Source organism: Roseivirga sp. E12, assembly GCF_017592825.1.
GTDB lineage: Bacteria > Bacteroidota > Bacteroidia > Cytophagales > Cyclobacteriaceae > Roseivirga.
In genome coordinates, this window is sequence record NZ_JAGFMD010000002.1 from 17672 (window position 1) to 35341 (window position 17670).

At 40.9% G+C, this 17670-nt stretch carries 20 protein-coding genes; 13 read left to right on the plus strand and 7 right to left on the minus strand.

From position 1 onward, the window contains the following. The first annotated feature begins 138 nt into the window (after nucleotides 1–138). The gene (locus J4E76_RS07655) at nucleotides 139–1566 is read left to right on the plus strand and encodes a hypothetical protein (protein WP_208502805.1); all 1428 of its coding nucleotides are present in this window, start codon (nucleotides 139–141) and stop codon (nucleotides 1564–1566) included. A gap of 20 nt (nucleotides 1567–1586) precedes the next feature. Here the strand turns inward: J4E76_RS07655 and J4E76_RS07660 are convergent, their stop codons facing one another. Continuing rightward, nucleotides 1587–1925 (minus strand): single-stranded DNA-binding protein, encoded by a 339-nt coding sequence (locus tag J4E76_RS07660; protein ID WP_208502807.1) that lies wholly within the window; start codon nucleotides 1923–1925, stop codon nucleotides 1587–1589. A 200-nt stretch (nucleotides 1926–2125) separates the two neighbouring features. Between J4E76_RS07660 and J4E76_RS07665 the strand changes: the two genes are divergently transcribed. Next, a complete protein-coding gene (locus J4E76_RS07665; protein WP_208502809.1) occupies nucleotides 2126–2488 on the plus strand; it encodes a hypothetical protein in 363 nt (120 codons plus the stop codon). 72 nt (nucleotides 2489–2560) lie between these two features. Next, nucleotides 2561–3358, plus strand: a complete 798-nt coding sequence (locus J4E76_RS07670) for a hypothetical protein (RefSeq protein WP_208502811.1) — start codon at nucleotides 2561–2563, stop codon at nucleotides 3356–3358. Nucleotides 3359–3385: 27 nt separating this feature from the next. Here the strand turns inward: J4E76_RS07670 and J4E76_RS07675 are convergent, their stop codons facing one another. After that, complete coding sequence (locus J4E76_RS07675; protein ID WP_208502813.1) at nucleotides 3386–4348, minus strand: hypothetical protein; 963 nt, start codon at nucleotides 4346–4348, stop codon at nucleotides 3386–3388. Nucleotides 4349–4535: 187 nt separating this feature from the next. Here J4E76_RS07675 and fsa point away from each other — a divergent pair, with 187 nt between their 5' ends. Genes fsa through J4E76_RS07690 form a run of 3 tightly spaced genes read left to right on the plus strand, consistent with a single transcriptional unit; the run spans nucleotide 4536 to nucleotide 6148 of the window. Beyond that, nucleotides 4536–5192, plus strand: coding sequence for a fructose-6-phosphate aldolase (gene fsa / locus J4E76_RS07680; RefSeq protein ID WP_208502814.1), 657 nt, complete (start codon nucleotides 4536–4538; stop codon nucleotides 5190–5192). Between the two features lie 55 nt (nucleotides 5193–5247). Continuing rightward, on the plus strand, nucleotides 5248–5451 hold the full coding sequence (locus J4E76_RS07685) for a fructose-6-phosphate aldolase (RefSeq protein ID WP_069844250.1): 204 nt from the start codon (nucleotides 5248–5250) through the stop codon (nucleotides 5449–5451). Between the two features lies 1 nt (nucleotide 5452). Next, the gene (locus J4E76_RS07690) at nucleotides 5453–6148 is read left to right on the plus strand and encodes a cell division ATP-binding protein FtsE (RefSeq protein ID WP_208502816.1); all 696 of its coding nucleotides are present in this window, start codon (nucleotides 5453–5455) and stop codon (nucleotides 6146–6148) included. Here J4E76_RS07690 and J4E76_RS07695 read toward each other — a convergent pair. The 4 genes from J4E76_RS07695 to J4E76_RS07710 all read right to left on the minus strand — a co-directional run bounded on the left by J4E76_RS07695 (nucleotide 6141) and on the right by J4E76_RS07710 (nucleotide 9500). Beyond that, nucleotides 6141–6698, minus strand: a complete 558-nt coding sequence (locus J4E76_RS07695; RefSeq protein ID WP_208502818.1) for a hypothetical protein — start codon at nucleotides 6696–6698, stop codon at nucleotides 6141–6143. The genes J4E76_RS07690 and J4E76_RS07695 overlap by 8 nt on opposite strands. Further along, nucleotides 6688–7146, minus strand: a complete 459-nt coding sequence (locus J4E76_RS07700; RefSeq protein WP_236017331.1) for a sigma-70 family RNA polymerase sigma factor — start codon at nucleotides 7144–7146, stop codon at nucleotides 6688–6690. Before J4E76_RS07700 ends, J4E76_RS07695 begins: the two co-directional genes overlap by 11 nt. Before the next feature lie 213 nt (nucleotides 7147–7359). Beyond that, nucleotides 7360–8055: a hypothetical protein gene (locus J4E76_RS07705; protein WP_208502822.1), complete on the minus strand. Its 696-nt coding sequence runs from the start codon at nucleotides 8053–8055 to the stop codon at nucleotides 7360–7362. 20 nt (nucleotides 8056–8075) lie between these two features. Beyond that, entirely contained in the window at nucleotides 8076–9500 is a 1425-nt protein-coding gene (locus J4E76_RS07710; RefSeq protein ID WP_208502824.1) for a CCA tRNA nucleotidyltransferase, read from the minus strand. Between the two features lie 157 nt (nucleotides 9501–9657). Between J4E76_RS07710 and J4E76_RS07715 the strand changes: the two genes are divergently transcribed. The 7 genes from J4E76_RS07715 to dapB all read left to right on the plus strand — a co-directional run bounded on the left by J4E76_RS07715 (nucleotide 9658) and on the right by dapB (nucleotide 16951). After that, nucleotides 9658–11271 (plus strand): CTP synthase, encoded by a 1614-nt coding sequence (locus J4E76_RS07715; protein WP_208502826.1) that lies wholly within the window; start codon nucleotides 9658–9660, stop codon nucleotides 11269–11271. A 10-nt stretch (nucleotides 11272–11281) separates the two neighbouring features. After that, a complete protein-coding gene (yidC, locus tag J4E76_RS07720) occupies nucleotides 11282–13108 on the plus strand; it encodes a membrane protein insertase YidC (RefSeq protein WP_208502827.1) in 1827 nt (608 codons plus the stop codon). A 188-nt stretch (nucleotides 13109–13296) separates the two neighbouring features. After that, complete coding sequence (locus J4E76_RS07725; RefSeq protein ID WP_208502829.1) at nucleotides 13297–13977, plus strand: metal-dependent hydrolase; 681 nt, start codon at nucleotides 13297–13299, stop codon at nucleotides 13975–13977. A gap of 7 nt (nucleotides 13978–13984) precedes the next feature. Further along, nucleotides 13985–14749 (plus strand): ParA family protein, encoded by a 765-nt coding sequence (locus J4E76_RS07730; protein WP_208502830.1) that lies wholly within the window; start codon nucleotides 13985–13987, stop codon nucleotides 14747–14749. A gap of 14 nt (nucleotides 14750–14763) precedes the next feature. Next, nucleotides 14764–15669 (plus strand): ParB/RepB/Spo0J family partition protein, encoded by a 906-nt coding sequence (locus tag J4E76_RS07735; protein WP_208502832.1) that lies wholly within the window; start codon nucleotides 14764–14766, stop codon nucleotides 15667–15669. Next, complete coding sequence (locus tag J4E76_RS07740) at nucleotides 15669–16235, plus strand: DUF5683 domain-containing protein (protein ID WP_208502834.1); 567 nt, start codon at nucleotides 15669–15671, stop codon at nucleotides 16233–16235. Before J4E76_RS07735 ends, J4E76_RS07740 begins: the two co-directional genes overlap by 1 nt. Beyond that, the gene (dapB, locus tag J4E76_RS07745) at nucleotides 16232–16951 is read left to right on the plus strand and encodes a 4-hydroxy-tetrahydrodipicolinate reductase (protein WP_208502836.1); all 720 of its coding nucleotides are present in this window, start codon (nucleotides 16232–16234) and stop codon (nucleotides 16949–16951) included. Before J4E76_RS07740 ends, dapB begins: the two co-directional genes overlap by 4 nt. Here dapB and ung read toward each other — a convergent pair whose 3' ends face one another. Then, the gene (gene ung / locus J4E76_RS07750; protein WP_208502838.1) at nucleotides 16952–17614 is read right to left on the minus strand and encodes a uracil-DNA glycosylase; all 663 of its coding nucleotides are present in this window, start codon (nucleotides 17612–17614) and stop codon (nucleotides 16952–16954) included. Nucleotides 17615–17670: the final 56 nt, after the last annotated feature.

A 17670-nucleotide genomic window follows, 5' to 3' on the forward strand; every position in this document is an offset into this window, starting at 1 on the left:
TAATTCCTATTCAGAAATAAATTATAGGAATAATCTCTAATAAATATCCATTCTCTAGATTTTAGTATACATTTTCAGAATTTTGTAGATGAATTAGCTATTTAAACGCACTTGAAAAGACTAACACTGCTACTACAAATGACTTTAATATCGGCTTGCACTACAGCACCTAAGGAGACTCACTACACAACATCACAACAGGCAACTGAAACCTATTTCGATCAAATAAAGGATCAAGCGCATTTCCTCAGAGAATTCCTATGGGCAATGCCAAAGGGTGGAGATATTCACCATCATGCCTTAGGTGCCATCTGGGCAGAGGATTATCTAAAAATCGCTATTGAAAAAGATTTCCTAATCAACCCACACACATTCCAACTTTACGCAACGGAATCAGTAGCCAAGGCTCATAACGACTCAAACGTATTGAATATCAATCAGTACCTCAGTGAGTCACCCGTTGGTCGAGACCTTATAATTGACAGCTGGTCTATGAGAAATCACAAGGTTGATTCAGTAAAGGGGCGAGATCACTTCTTTAATTCCTTTCAAAAGTTTGAAGAGGCCATGTCAGGGAATGAAGTGGAGTTGCTCTCCAAACTTTGTAAAACCGCTGCAGCCGAGAATATTCAGTACCTCGAAACTATGGTCGGTATACCTAGCATAATGAAACAGGTTGCTGATTTGACTCAGGGAAAAGAGTGGAACCCCGGTATTTCAGTAAAAGATCACCTAGCAGAATGGTTTGACTATCTGGAACAAAAAGGTGTAGACGCCTGGGCGGATTACAATGCAGAAGTAATGGACCACTGGATGCAAAACATCAATACCCACGGGATTACATTAAGCTTTCAGACTGTCGGTATGCGAATCATTCCAGATCAAGCAGTCATTTTCAGTCACCTAATGCTGGCATTCAAAACAGCACTCCTCTCCGATCATGTGGTGGGTGTCAACTTTGTAGCACCAGAAGATGATGCAATTTCAATTGAAAACTACTCGACCCATATGGCGATGTTTCGATTCTTAAAGTCGAAATATCCTGAGGTTAGTTTGACCCTGCATGCTGGAGAATTAAATGATACCAATCAACCAATCAATGGCCATATTCATCAAGCAGTCAGCGTTGCCGGTGCGAGCCGAATTGGGCATGGCTTTGACATAATGCAGCAGGATGATCCACAAAAGACATTAGAGCTTATGAGGCTCAAGGGAGTAGCCGTTGAAGTCAACATTGAAACCAATCAGGTAATACTCGAAAGTGACAGCGCTACTCATCCGCTCAAAGCGTACTTGGCCTCGGAAGTCCCTGTTTGTATCAGTTCTGACGACCCTGGTATTCTGAGAAGTGATTTAACTAATCAGTATCAACTCGCCCTTCAGTACTTACCGGAACTATCTTATCAGGACATTAAGAAATTGGTCTTCAATTCCATTGAATATTCTTTTCTAAATCAAGGGAAAAAGAACGAAGTACGGCTTGGCTTAACCGAAGCATTCCAAAAGTTCGAGTTTCAAATAATGACAAAAAACAAAGGAGCACTTGAACATCAAGCACTCCTTTGACCAAAGGCTCTTTACGAGTTTTACTTCTTGCTACCTAGCATCAAAAGTTCATTGAGGTTGATCTCTGTAACGTATCGCTTGTCACCTTCTTTTGACTCATAAGAGCGATGAGTGAGCTTTCCTTCAAGCGCAACTTCTTGCCCCTTGGTCAGGTACTCGGCAGCGATCTCTCCTACCTTGCCCCATGCTACTATATTGTGCCACTGAGTTTCTTCAACTTTGTCACCATCTGAGTTTCTATAACTGTCCGTGGTGGCGATAGAGAATGTGGTAAGTGACTTACCTGAAGTCAAAGTTTTTGTTTCAGGATTTTGACCAAGTCTTCCGATTAACTGTACACGATTTCTAAGATTTTGCATGATTATAAAATTTAGTGTTTAACATTCAATTTGACGTCCGTTTCGTTTTGTTCGAATTGACAATGGCAAAGTAAGGGCAGCCCAAAAAGTAAAGTCGGTTGCTAAGCGCTTGTAACCGATTAACATTCGTTTGTAAACGTTTGTAATTGAATATCTCGCTGTTTTTCAATAACTTGTGAACTCGTAAACAAATGGTAAAAATGGAAGAAAGATTGTGTCTCGAGTGCGGAAAACCTGTTTATGGGAGAATAGACAAGAAGTTTTGTGACGATCAATGCCGCAACACTTTCAATAACAAGCAGAATTCTGACAGCAATAACTACGTCAGGAATGTCCACAATATTCTTAGAAGGAACAGACGCATTCTGGAAGAGCTAAACCCCAATGGAAAGTCTAAAACAACCCGCAGCAAACTGACCGAAAAAGGTTTTGACTTTAACTACCATACGAGTACCTATACCACCAAGGCTGGAGCTACTTATTATTTTTGCTACGAGTATGGATACTTACCAATTGAAGGTGATCATTTTGCATTGGTGAAGAAGCAAGAATATGTAAACTAAACAAGGTGCTGAAGGAGTGGTTACAACCTCCACCTCATAGGCTGTGTCAAAGAAGGCAGAAACAACCACAAAATGAAAAAACACTTACTCCTCACCCTCCTCCTCTTAAGCTTTTGGGCTTGCGAAAACGAAATCGATCCTTCCAGAGTAGCGGACTTCACCGTTTCCAAGATTGTAATTGAACAGGGCGATCAGCGTCAGGTTCAGGATTTCAATTATAACACCAATGGAAAACTCGTCAGTGTAATAAATGACATCAATGCTAATGTTGGGTCAAATGAATACATAGAGGTAACGAACTTTCTTTATGAGAATAATCAATTAGCATTTAAGACTTATAGTTACCAATCGACAGACACCGTACATAGACAAGACTCCTTAACTTATTACGGCAATGGTAAAATTCACAAGGTGTATTCGTCTTATGCTTATGGAGGCATTATGGCTCCTAACTGGGTGAGTGAATACACCTATAATGATGATGGAACATTGCGATCAAGAACCTCTTACAACCCCACTTCTCCGGATACGGAGGTGAGTAATCGGTTCTACTGGGAAAATGGAAATGTGGTGAAAACAGAGCATTCTTACGGAGATGCACTCATGTATGAAGTGTTTTATCAGTATGATAACTACCCAAATTATAAGCTGGGTAATCCATTTTTCAGTGATTATGAAATTAGTCTTGCCAATAGGAACAACCTTGCCCAAGCAAGGTATAAGGACTACTCTGGCCTCTTAGATCTCGCATGCAATCCTTGCAACTATTCTTATGAATACAATGATTTTAACTTACCCAAAAAGGTGACTTACGACTGGGGAAGCTCTGCTTACATCACCTATGACGTAAAAGATAATATCACGAATTAAACTCAGAATAATGTCAATAGAAGTTGGTCAAGATAGACCTGACCAGCTTCTACCTTTCACCTTCAAAGTGGCCATTGCCCTTGCTTTATAGCTGTTCTTGATCTGCGCCCATGTCCAAACACCGGGCAAGTCCCACCAATTGGCTGGTGGCTGGTGATTAAAGGCAGATGCCATACCGATCTTCCGAAAGCCCACTCCGTTTAAGCCAAAAGCTTGGTTTGACTCCAAGGTCAAAATCTTATCGGTCTCGGGGTGATGATCAACAATAATAAAGGTATGCCCACCTGACCACATTGAACCAGGTATATCATCAGACTTTTTGGACTTCCAACCCTGAACCAGCGTCCATGGCGCGGGTGCTGCTTCGACATCATCAACCATATCCCCCATACCGCTTTCAACGGCCGCAGTAACGGGTGAGAAGTAGTCATCAGTAGAAAAGATCATCATTTGTCCATGACGATGATTGTTCCATTCAAAATCAGGGAATTTATCTGACCATGCTTTAACGATCAATCCTTCTGCAAATGTGCAACAGTTATTCTGTTTAGGTTTTGGTGGGGCTATGGGAAGGTTAACTCCTTTAAGGTCATATGGATATGCAGGATGGTGCAGATCGTAGGCAAACCCATCGTAGTCTTTTACAATGGCTACTAAATTCGACTCTTCAACTGCCTTGTCATCATTATCGAAATTAATACGAGATACTGCACCTATGGCATCAAGCAGGCTTGCCGGCTGATCTTCCGATGGCCTCGCGGGGGAATCATGAGTTTGGGTATAGCTGTTCTGCTTCCATCGGGTACAGATCCAGACCTTTCCTCCAGCAGTTTCTATCTGAGCATAGTCAGTATCTTCACTGGGGAAATTCAGTTTAGAAGATAAGAGTGAGTAATCTCCAGCTTCGACAAAGCCCTTTTTTTCAGAGCCAGTATCGGCATCGGCAAAGCTCATAAGCTTCTTGGAGAGTGTAATGTGTTGTGTCGACATAGTAGTGTAAATGTGTTTATTAATATATCCTTGAATCTCAAGCTATTGAATCTTCCATTATGAATCAAGCCAATCTTTACCGATCGAATTATTCGGAAACCTCTTGAGCAAAACTTCATGAATTTAGGCCTGTACTAAGAGCCAAATGTTATAGATTTGTGCATCCACAAATTAAGACATTGAACCTATGAAATTCTTTATCGATACCGCGAACCTAAATGACATTCAAGAAGCCTATGATCTTGGTGTTTTAGACGGAGTTACAACCAATCCATCTTTGATGGCTAAGGAGGGGATTTCAGGACATGACAATGTAATTGCTCACTATAAAGCAATTTGTGACATTGTGGATGACAATGTAAGTGCCGAGGTAATCGCTACCGATTTTGAGGGGATGATCAAGGAAGGTAAAGAACTCGCACAAATCGATGACAAAATCGTGGTTAAAGTCCCAATGATCAAGGATGGTGTAAAAGCCATTAAGCATTTTACTTCTGAAGGCATTCGTACTAATTGTACTTTGGTGTTCTCAGCAGGACAAGCCATTCTAGCTGCGAAAGCTGGTGCTTCTTATGTATCTCCTTTCATTGGCCGACTTGATGATATTGGTTATGATGGTCTTGAATTGATCGAGCAAATCGTTCAAATCTATGACAACTACGGTTACGCAACGGAAGTGCTAGCCGCATCTGTTCGCCACACCATGCACCTGATCCAGTGTGCCGAAATTGGTGCTGATGTAGCTACTTGTCCATTGAAGGTAATTACCAGTCTTTTGAATCACCCATTAACTGATAAGGGCTTGGAGCAATTTCTTGCTGACCATGCAAAAGCAAATGGCTAAAACATTAGCGCGAACTTCTGGTTATTCCCCAAATGACCCGATTGTTTTTGCGGAAATGTATATAATTAAGGTAAAGGGGAAGGCCAAAATTCCAGACTACATCCAGCTCAGGGACGAGAATTTTGTTCTGATTGCTTATTTCAGGGCTGATCGTCCACTGAAAAAATTGGAGAAATATGGACTGGAAGGCAAGGAAGTTGCGTTAGAGAAAGTAATTAATAACTTGCCTTTCGGTAAACTTCAAAAATTAGAAATCTAGTATGCCCTTTTCAGGAGAACCCATTGTTCAAATTACTGACGCCAGTATTTTTCAAGAAGATCAAACCGTTCTCAACAATATCAATCTAAAAATAGCCAAGGGAGAATTCGTTTACCTAGTCGGTAGAACGGGTAGTGGTAAGAGTTCTCTGCTAAAAACACTCTATTGCGACCTCCCACTTCATATGGGAAGTATTCGCATTTGTGATTTCGAAATCGAGAAGATCAAGCGGAAGGAAATACCGATGCTTAGAAGAAAATTGGGGATCGTATTTCAAGATTTTCAACTGCTACCCGATAGAACCGTTGCCGAAAACATATTCTTTGTAATGAAAGCCACCGGCTGGAAGGACAAAGCCAAGATGAAAAGTCGGTTGGCCGATGTGCTAATGAAAGTCGGTTTGGGTGCCATTTCTAATAAAATGCCACATCAACTATCTGGAGGAGAACAGCAAAGGGTTGTAATTGCCAGAGCATTAATCAACGAACCATCAATTCTAGTAGCAGATGAACCTACAGGAAATCTAGACCCGGAAGTATCTGAAGGCATTTTCAAAACCTTTGAAGATATCAATCGAAGTGGTACTGCCGTATTGATGGCCACACATGACTTCAAGCTCATTGAAAATTATCCGAAAAGAACGCTTAGCTGTGAAAACGGTCAGGTGTTAGATTCTGCGACAGCGCCTGTTACATAGACACGTCTATATCTTCCTTCATATCATCAGGCAACTTATCTCTTTCAAGGATATCTAACTGGCTGTTTAGGATGTGGATCTTTTGTCTTAACAGATGAATAAGCCTGTCTAGAACTTCATCAGACTGCTGACTTTCCAGAAAAACATCTTTCAAGTCTTTATAAATCACGTCAAGCTCCTCGAGGTCGGCATCCAAGAAATTGAACATGCTACCCGTTTCAAGCTCCTCTGTAACCTTATCTCTTTTCTTAGAAATGATTGATGTGTAAAAGAACTCGAGCTCTTCAAATTTTTCCAGATTCGATGAAGCTAACACTTCAACATCATCAAAAGAAGTCACATCTGGGCTCTGGGGCAAAAACTTATCTGTCAATAAAAATGCCACTGCCCCTATTAGAAGAATCACAGCTGCCTTCCAATACCAAAGCGTTACAGACTTAGGTCTTAACTCGGTTTCAATGTTACTCCAGACCTCAGCCTTGGGCTCCTTTAGGTCAAACGAGCTCTTATTGTTTTCAATAAATCTCTCTAGGTTATCTTTATCCTGCATACTGCAACTCCTCTCTGAGTATTTCTCTCAATTTCTTCTTTGATCTATTAAACTGTGATTTTGACGTAGATTCCGTAATGCCTAGTACCTCTGCAATTTCTTTGTGGTCATAGCCTTCCAAAAGATACAAGGTCAAAACCACTCGATATCCATCAGGCAAGCGAGATATACCTTCGTTAACAACCGTGACATCGTAACTGATATCTCTAGACTCTGTCTCTACTACTCGATCATCAAACTGGCCAATGTCATCAACAGATTCTAAATCAAGTCTTCGTTTCTTAACCAAATTAATGGCATTGTTAACGACTATTCGCTTTAGCCAACTACCAAAAGAGGCAGTTCCCTTATAGTTTTTCAGGTTTCTAAAGGCGCTCAAAAAGGACTCTTGCAATACGTCTTCCGCATCCATTTCACTTCCGGTAATGCGCAAGCAAGTATTATACATTGCTTTGGAATAAAGCTTGTATAATTCATATTGGGCTGTACTGTCACCAGTTAGGCAGCGATCAATAATTGGTTGATGTATGTTCTGATATCCTGTTTCCAACGTCCAAAATCACACTAAAGACATCGCAACCATTAAAGGGTTGCATACTGAAAGATAAGCATAAAAAAAACCCCGACTAGTCGGGGTTTTAGGAAAGTGATTTCTTTATATCTATCCTTTGTTCAAAGCTTCTAAGCTCGTCTTTGCCAATTCGAAGTCTGGACTCAAGGCTAAGGCCTGACTGAAGAAATTCTTAGCCTCTTCATTCTTCCCTTGCTCCACGGCCATTAAACCTCTCATATTTTGTATAGCTGCTTTAAATGAAACCTCTTGTGCGCTGCCATCACTCTTACTCAAGGCAATCTTGTCCCCATCTTTCAGCTTAGCCTCCATCAGGTTCAAGTTCACTTCTGCTTCAGCAAAACGTTGTAATGAATACTGAAGGTAAGCCACTTGATAGTGTACCTGAATATCTTCAGTTTTTAGCCAAAGCTTTTCATAGTACTCAACAGCTCGGTCATACAACCTTAAGTTTTCATAGCTAAGCGCTATAATCTCAAGAGCAATCTCATTGTTAGCATACTTCTGAAGGAAATCCATTCCTACAAGCGCACTAGAGGAGAACTGTGAAGTGTTGTAGTAGAGCTCAGCCAACATACGCATTGCCGCAGAATCAACCGGGTTCAGCACTAAGATTTCCGTCAAAGCTTGCTTCTGTACAAGTACATCATTGTACTGTTCGGCTTTTCTAAGAAGCGCAATTGCTTTTGCGTACTCATTTGATATATAAGTACTGTCTTGCGCCATTATACTTTGGCTTCCAAACATCAGTGTGATGGCCAGCACTAAAAATTTAATCTTCTTCATTTTTATTATCGGTAACTAAATTATTTCAGTGATTTAACAACATTCAAGCCAAGTTCCCTACCTATGGTCAGTAAGTAACTGTAAGACTCTTCAAATTCATTTCTGATTTTACCTTCCAAAACCGCCTCTTTCAACGCTTCCTTGATATCTCCGATCGTCTTGCCTGGCTTCAAGCCAAAAACCGTCATGATCATTTCTCCGGTAATTACGGGCTGAAAGTTACGAACTTTATCCTTCTCCTCTACCTCCAGCATACGTTTTTCAACTTTATCGAAGTTCTGGAGATAGCGTTTTACCTTATTATTATTTTTAGAAGTAATATCGGCACGACAAAGGGTCATTAGTGCTTCAATATCATCTCCAGCCTCAAAGAGGAGTCTCCTTACGGCAGAATCGGTAATCTCTTCTTTTACCAAGGCTATTGGCCTCAAGTGAAGTCTGACCATCTTCTGCACAAACTTCATTGATTCTCCCATTGGAAGCTTCATTCGCCTGAAAATACCAGGTGTCATGCGGGCACCTTTGTCTTCGTGACCATGGAAGGTCCACCCTACTCTTTTGTTAAAGCGCTTAGTGGCTGGCTTGGCTATGTCATGCATAATAGCTGCCCACCTCCACCAGAGATCATCTGTATTTTTACTTATGTTATCGAGAACTTGAAGCGTATGGTAAAAATTATCCTTATGTGATTTGTCTTCAATACTATCTACCCCTTGCAACGCTACTAATTCTGGAAAAATAAGCTTCAGAAGACCACAATGGAATAATAATTTGAAACCATAAGAAGGCTCGTCAGACAAAATGATTTTATTCAATTCGACAATGATTCGCTCCTTTGAGATAATCTCAATGCGATCTTTCATATCGATGATACCTTGAAAGGTATCCGCATCAATGTCAAACTTCAGTTGAGAGGCAAAACGGATAGCACGCATCATGCGTAAGGGGTCATCCGAGAATGTCTCATCTGGTTCAAGGGGTGTTCGGATAAGCCTCTCCTTCAGGTCGTTGACACCGCCAAATGGATCTACCAATTCACCATAGTTAGACTCGTTCAAGCTAATAGCCATCGCATTGATCGTAAAATCTCTCCGATTTTGATCGTCTTCCAGGCTACCATCTTCCACGATCGGTTTACGAGAGTCTCTTTGATAGGATTCCTTTCGAGCCCCTACAAACTCCAACTCTAAATCACCATCTTTAATCATGGCTGTCCCGAAGTTTTTGAAGATTGAAAGCGGCACATGATCGCCCAATACCTTTTTGACAGCTTCTGCAAGCTGAATACCACTTCCAACACATACAAAGTCTATGTCTTTGGATGGCCGTTTGAGCAACAAATCTCTCACGTAGCCCCCAACTACATATGTTTCTAGCCCCTCACTCTGAGCGGCTTGACTGATAGTTTTAAAAATGGGGTCTTTGAGCTTATTAGCTAGATTCATCGATCAATTTCCTTAAAAGGCACGCAAAGTTAGCAGTTTATCTTATGGAGTTCAAAACGAACAAAAAGACATCTATTTAAAGATTAAAAATTGCCCGTCAGATTAAATTGAAATTCTTACCTTTGTATCCCATAAGTTAATTTCTCTTATCACACTTATGGCTTCTGCGAAATACATTTTTGTTACTGGTGGTGTTACTTCTTCTTTGGGAAAAGGAATCATTGCTTCATCATTAGGAAATCTTCTACAAGCCCGTGGATACCGGGTGACCATTCAAAAGTTTGATCCTTATATTAATGTAGACCCAGGAACGTTAAACCCTTATGAACATGGGGAATGCTACGTAACTGATGACGGTGCAGAAACTGACTTAGACCTAGGTCACTATGAGCGATTTCTAAATACGCCTACTTCGCAAGCCAATAATGTGACTACTGGACGCATCTATTACGATGTAATCACCAAGGAAAGACGTGGTGACTATTTAGGAAAGACGGTTCAGGTTATTCCTCATATTACAGATGAGATCAAGAGAAACTTCTTTAGACTTGGTGAGACAGGTGACTATGACTTTGTGATCACTGAAATAGGTGGTTGTGTGGGTGACATCGAGTCACTTCCATTTATAGAAGCAGTAAGGCAAGCGCGATGGGATGTTGGAGAGAATAACTGTTTAGTTATTCACCTTACCCTGATACCTTACCTAAAAGCAGCCAAAGAGTTAAAGACAAAGCCTACACAACATTCCGTCAAGCAATTACTAGAAGCGGGAATTCAACCAGATATTCTAGTCTGCCGTTCTGAGAAATCATTACCGAACGACATTAGAAAGAAATTAGCACTATTCTGTAATGTTCAACTTAACTCAGTCATTGAGGCCTTAGACGCTGAAACGATCTATGATGTGCCTCTTTTAATGAGAAAAGAAAAGCTTGATGAAAGGGTGTTAACGAAATTAAAGCTCCCTTCTAAAGACCAGCCTGAGATTGATGACTGGAGAAAGTTTTTAGGGAAATTGAAGAACCCTACCAACGAAGTAAACATTGCCTTGGTCGGCAAATACGTTGAACTTCCTGATGCTTATAAATCAATTGCCGAGGCTTTCATCCACGCTGGAGCTCACTTAGAGTGTAAAGTGAACGTTCACTGGATTTCTTCGGAATCGGTAACCGCAAAATCCGTACATAGGACCTTGAGAGATATGGATGGTATCTTGGTAGCACCGGGTTTTGGTGAAAGAGGTATTGAAGGAAAGATTGAGGCTATTAAGTATGTTAGAGAAAATAACATACCGTTTTTCGGCATCTGTCTGGGTATGCAATGTGCAGTGGTTGAATTTGCCAGAAATGTGCTCGGCTTAGAAAAAGCAGCGTCTACCGAGTTAAACCCAGATACTCCCGATCCCGTGATTGGGCTGATGGAAGATCAGAAAAAGATTGAGGACTATGGTGGCACGATGCGACTTGGTGCTTATGATTGTAAGGTCAAGAAACCATCAAAGGTCTATAATGCCTATGGTGCTGTGAATGTAGCAGAGCGACACAGACACAGATACGAATTCAATAATGAATACCTGAATGATTTTGAAAAGGCCGGAATGAGCGCAGTTGGGGTAAACCCAGAGTCTAATCTGGTTGAAATCATAGAAATTCCAGATCACCCATACTTTGTGGGTACTCAATTTCATCCTGAACTCAAAAGTACCGTGATGAACCCACATCCACTATTTGTTAGCTTTATTGCTGCTATAGTGAAAAACAAAAAGAATTAATTTTACAGAAATGGATAGAAATCAGACCATTGGTCTCGTTTTAATAGCGGTTATACTCATAGTATACTCAATAGTTTATAAGCCACCGGCTCAAGAACAACCTTTAGAATTTGCAGATACAACATCTGTTGAGCAAGTGAACCCTGGGGTGCCAGTTCAAGAAGCCCAGCCGGCTGAGATTGTTAATGAGACACCAACTACCAATGACCTTTCGGCCCAATTCGGAGTTTTCGGTGCAGCCATGCAGGGTACTGAAGAGACTTTCGTAATCGAGACAGATAAGGCAAAATACACTTTCTCAAATAAAGGTGGAGCTATCAAGTCTGTCGAGCTAAAAGACTATGTGACCTTCGATCAGCAACCCTTAATGCTTTTTGATGAAACCTCCAGTCAGCGGGTATTAAACCTTCCTACTACTAAAGGCAACATTAACCTGAATGACCTCTATTTTGAATCTAATGGTGCAAACAGAACCATTGGAACAGATGGCAACACTACTATTCGCTTTACAGCAAGTTTGGGAGAAGGCAAATCTGTAGAACAGGTTTACACCATTACCTCAGGTAAATATGTAGTAGACTATCAGCTAAAAATGAACGGTCTTCAAAGCGAAGTTATCGGCAGCGAAGCCACTATGGCATGGGCTGTAGCCATGCAACGATATGAGAAGAATCTGGAAGACTCCAGAAACAAGACAACGCTTAGATATTATACGCTTGATGAGGATTCTGATAACCTAAGTGCAACTTCAAAAGACCCACAGAAAGAGACCATTGGTGGAGTCAAATGGTTAAGTTTTTCGCAAAAGTTCTTCAACTCAGGAATTATCTCTGAGAAAGGGTTTAATCAAGCAACAATTGGTTCAACCATAGGCTTAGACTCTACCATTGTAAAAGAAGGTCTTATGGAACTCTCCATTCCAATGACTGACGTTTACGAAGGTGCAAACTTCACTTACTACTATGGTCCAAATAGTTATAAAGGCTTAAAGAAGGTAACCGAAGGCTATGAAGACAATGTCTACATGGGCTATAAATTGGTGAGTTGGGTCAACAAATACATTATTGTTGAACTCTTCGGCTTCCTTGAAAGATACATTGGCAATTATGGAGTGATCATTATGATCATTGTTTTGATTGTCAAACTTGTTCTATTCCCATTATCGCGTAAGTCATATCTCTCCATGGCAAAAATGAAGGTCTTAAAGCCTGAGTTAGATGCTATGAAGGAAAAGGTTGGCGGAGATCAGCAGAAGATGCAACAAGAGCAAATGAAGCTCTATCGTGAAGTCGGTGTCAATCCAATTAGTGGTTGCATTCCGCTCGTCTTACAAATGCCGATTTTGTTTGCGATGTTCTTCTTCTTCCCAAACTCGATAGAGCTAAGACAGCAATCATTCTTATGGGCGACTGACCTTTCCACTTATGATGTGTTGATCAACCTTCCAGTAACAATACCCTTCTATGGGTCTCACGTCAGTGGTTTCACATTGTTAATGACGCTCTCTACCCTACTCTATACTTGGTCCAACAACCAAGTAAGTTCGGTACAGGGTCCAATGAAGAGTATTGGCTATGTAATGCCAGTCATTTTCATGTTTGTGCTTAACAGCTACTCTTCGGGTTTGAGTTTCTATTACTTTGTCTCTAACATCATCACATTCGGTCAGCAGACTTTGATCAGAAGGTTTGTAGATGAAGACAAAATCAGAGCTACACTGGAAGAGAATAAGAAAAAGAATGTGAACAAGAAGAAGTCTAAGTTTGCCACGAGGCTCGAAGAAGCCATGAAGGCAAGCCAAGAGGCACAACGCCAGAAACAAAAAGGCAAGAAATAGTTAAAAAAGGAGGCTCAGGCCTCCTTTTTTATTGAAGTCCACTCAAGACACATACAATATTTCATCTTATAAATACTCCAAACTGGGTCTAAAAACAACTATATAGCACGTTAAGGAATCGCATTATACTTTCGACTAAACTTATATCTTTGTAAGCTATTCGTCAACCAAGTAAAATCTACTCCTAAATGAAATTTACCTTCTTTGGACATGCCTCTTTTTTGATAGAGACAATGGGAAAGAAATTACTCTTCGATCCGTTCATTACTCCTAATGAATTGGCTAAGGAAATTGATGTAGACGCTATAAAACCAGACTACATTCTATTGAGCCATGGTCATGCCGATCATGTGGCGGATGTAGAACGGATTTATGAAAACTCAGAGGCGACTATTATCTCCACTTACGAGGTGGTAGGATGGTTCGGAGCTAAAGGCTTGGAAAGAGGACACCCTATGAACCATGGCGGTGCTTGGGACTTCGACTTTGGCAAAGTAAAACTTGTCAATGCGGTTCATTCAAGTTCAATGCCAGACGGTAGTTATGGGGGGCATCCTGCAGGGATTGTCATTAAAAACGAAGAAGGCTGTTTCTACTATGCTGGCGACACTGCATTGACTAAAGACATGGAGTTGATTGGAGAAGAGTTTAATCTCGATTTCTCCATTATGCCAGTAGGCGATAATTTCACAATGGGTGTTACTGACGCTATGAAAGCGGCAAAGATGGTCAAATGTGAAAAGGTTATCGGAGTCCACTTTGATACCTTTCCTTATGTTGCCATTGATAAAGAAGCATCAATGGCAATTGCCTCAGAAAATAATGTACGGTTGACACTACCAGAAATTGGACAAACACTTTCACTATAAGTAACACATGGGTAAAATTATCGCTATAGCAAACCAAAAAGGAGGTGTAGGTAAGACTACTTCAGCCATGAACTTGGCTGCCAGCCTGGCTGTGTTAGAATTTAAAACATTGGTTGTTGATGCCGATCCACAAGCCAATACTACTTCTGGTCTTGGGCGTAACCCAAGAGAAGTAGAACTCAGCATTTATGAGTGCATGGTGGGCAAAGCCAATATCCAAGATTGCATTGTGCAAACTGATGTACCTCATCTTGATCTTGTACCATCACATATTAACTTGGTGGGTGCAGAAGTAGAAATGGTCAATTTGACCAATCGAGAAGAGAAAATGCGCAATGTGCTAGGCGAAATCTCTGACAATTATGACTTCATACTAATTGACTGTGCTCCTTCTCTAGGATTGATTACCATCAACTCTTTAACAGCAGCCAACTCAGTCATTATTCCTGTACAGTGCGAGTACTTTGCGCTAGAAGGTTTAGGTAAGCTTCTAAACACTATTACTATCATTCAGAAGCGACTCAACTCAAGCTTGGAGATCGAGGGCATACTCTTGACAATGTATGATGTGAGACTTCGTTTGTCTAATCAGGTGGTAGATGAAGTGCAAACGCACTTTAAGAATATGGTTTTCAAAACCATTATTCCGAGAAATGTAAAATTAAGTGAGTCACCAAGTTTTGGCATTCCGGCCATCCAGCATGATGCGGATAGTAAAGGTGCACTCGCATATTTAAATTTGGCTAAAGAAATCGCTGATAAGAATCAGTAATAATACTTTTTAATATGGCATCTAAAACTCCAAAGAGTAGAAACGCATTAGGTAGAGGTTTGGGAGCACTTTTGGAGGATTCCTCAACAAACGCTGCAGAATCATTAAACAAAAACCCTGTTGGGTCTATGAACGAAGTTCAACTAGATCAAATTCAGGTGAACCCATATCAACCTCGAACACATTTTGACAGACAAGCGCTTGAGGAGCTAGCGGATTCAATCAAGGTACAGGGTATTATCCAACCGATAACGGTTAGAAAACTCAGTGATGATGAATTTCAGTTGATCTCAGGAGAAAGAAGGTTTCAAGCGTCCAAGATTGCCGGCCTTGAAAAGATTCCTGCCTATGTAAGAACTGCTGATGATCAACAAATGCTAGAAATGGCATTGATCGAAAACATTCAGAGAGAGAATCTGAATGCGATGGAAATAGCATTAAGTTATCAAAGACTATTAGAAGAATGTGATCTTAAGCAAGAACAGCTTGGCGACCGTGTAGGAAAAAATAGGACAACCGTTAATAACTACTTAAGACTACTTAGGCTACCCCCGGACATTCAGGCTGGCATTAGAGACAAGAAAATCTCGATGGGCCATGCCAGAGCCATTGTCAACGTAGATGATGTCGATAAGCAGCTACATATCTATAAAAAGATTGTTGAAGAAGAGCTTTCGGTAAGAAAAGTAGAACAGTTGGTACGAGATTTGATGTCTTCGAGCAGCGATAAATCTGGAAACGAAAAGAAAGGCAGCACACAGCACAGAAATTATGAAGTGCAACAAGTGCAACAAAAATTGTCTTCACATTTCGGAACGAGGGTTGGTCTCAAGGCAGATAGTCAGTTTAGAGGTGAAATAAAGATTCCTTTTGTATCTACTGAAGACCTAAATCGCATATTGGAAATCATAAATATGTAATGCGACTTTTTGCTTCTATTACCCTTTGTCTTTTACTTACACTTCCAGTTTTGGCTCAAGAAAATAATGCCGTTTTAGAAAACGGAATTATTACTGGGAAAGAGGTGAAAGTCGATCCGAATCAGAAGTTTTATAATCCAAGAGTCGCTTCTAGTAGATCAGCAATTATTCCCGGTTGGGGACAACTCTATAATGACAGTTGGTGGAAGGTCCCAATTCTTTATACGGGCTTCGGGGTCGCGATACACTTTATCGGGGTAAATGAACGGAACAGAAACGAAAACCTCGACTTTGCAGCCGCAGAATTGGCAAAGGATACACCCAATGAAAACCTCATAAGAATTTATAGAAGACGTGCTGATAATTGGAGGAAGAACCGAGATTTGGTAATTCTCACCATGGCAGGTATTTACGCCCTACAAATTATTGAAGCAGCCGTGGATGCTCACCTGAAAGGATTTAATGTAGACGAAAATTTGGCACTGAATATTAAACCAAAACTTGGAGTGATCTCCAACGGTGTCCCCTACCTCGGTTTTGGTGTCACCCTCCCGATTGGACGATGAAGATTTTATTACTCGGTTACGGAAAAATGGGTCAATTGATAGATCAATTGGCAACCCAGAGTGGTCATCAGATCATTGCGAAGATAAATATTGATAATAGGTCAGATCTCGATCAACTCGATAATTCTAAGGTCGATGTGGCCATAGACTTCAGTCAGCCTGAAGCAGCTGTTGATAATATAAAGTGGTGTATTGATCATCAAATCCCAGTAGCCGTTGGCACCACTGGGTGGCTTGACAGAAAAGCTGAAATAGATTCTTATTGCCAAACTAAAGATGGCACCTATTTATATGCTTCGAATTTCAGCATTGGCGTTAACCTTTTCTTTAAGCTGAATCAGCAATTAGCCAAGCTGATGAATAACCAAGAGCAGTACTCGGTTAAAACAAAGGAAATTCACCACACACAAAAACTCGATTCGCCTAGTGGTACTTCCATCACTATTGCCGAAGGCATAATTGGGCAAATTGATAGAAAATCAGATTGGGTCAACCATAAAACCAATCAACCCAAAGAATTGGAAATCATATCTGAGCGCGTTGACCCGGCACCCGGCACCCATGAGGTAAGTTATAGCTCAACAGTCGACACCATCGAAATTAAGCACACTGCACATTCTAGGGAAGGATTTGCCAAGGGAGCCATTGCTGTATCCGAATGGCTAAAAGATCAGAAGGGTATCAAGTCCATGGAAGATTTCCTCAATTTCGACTAATTACCAATCGATCGGTTGCACGCCCTTTGATTCTAAATAAGTATTTGCTTTGCTAAAATGACTACCTCCAAAGAATCCCCTATGCGCTGATAAGGGCGAAGGGTGCGGAGACTTCAATACTAAATTGTCAGTAGGACTCACAATGGCTGCCTTTTTCTGGGCATAACTACCCCAGAGAATGTAAACAATCTCTTTTTTGGACTTGGCTAAATGGGTGATTACCGAGTCAGTAAACTGCTCCCACCCCTTCTTCTGATGGGAACCCGCCTGATGTGCTCTGACAGTTAGGGTCGCGTTCAATAAAAGTACTCCTTGATTAGCCCAGCGTTCCAACGAACCATTAGGTGGAATATCTCGACCGAGGTCATTCTTTATTTCTTTGAAAATATTGACAAGTGAAGGAGGAAAAGGGATTCCTTCATGCACAGAAAAGCAGAGACCATTAGCCTGACCCGGCCCATGGTAGGGATCTTGACCCAAGATAACCACTTTGACGTCATCAAATGAGCACGCATCGAATGCCCTAAAGATATCCTTGCCCTTGGGGTAAATCGTTTGACTCTTGTACTCGTCTTTAACAAACGCAATCAATTGTTTGAAATAGTCCTTCTCAAACTCGTCTGACAATACTTTTGACCAACTTTCCTCTATTTTAACACCCATCGAATTTTCTTAAACGCGGTTAGTTATTTTCGAACTAATCTATAACTTTAAATCAC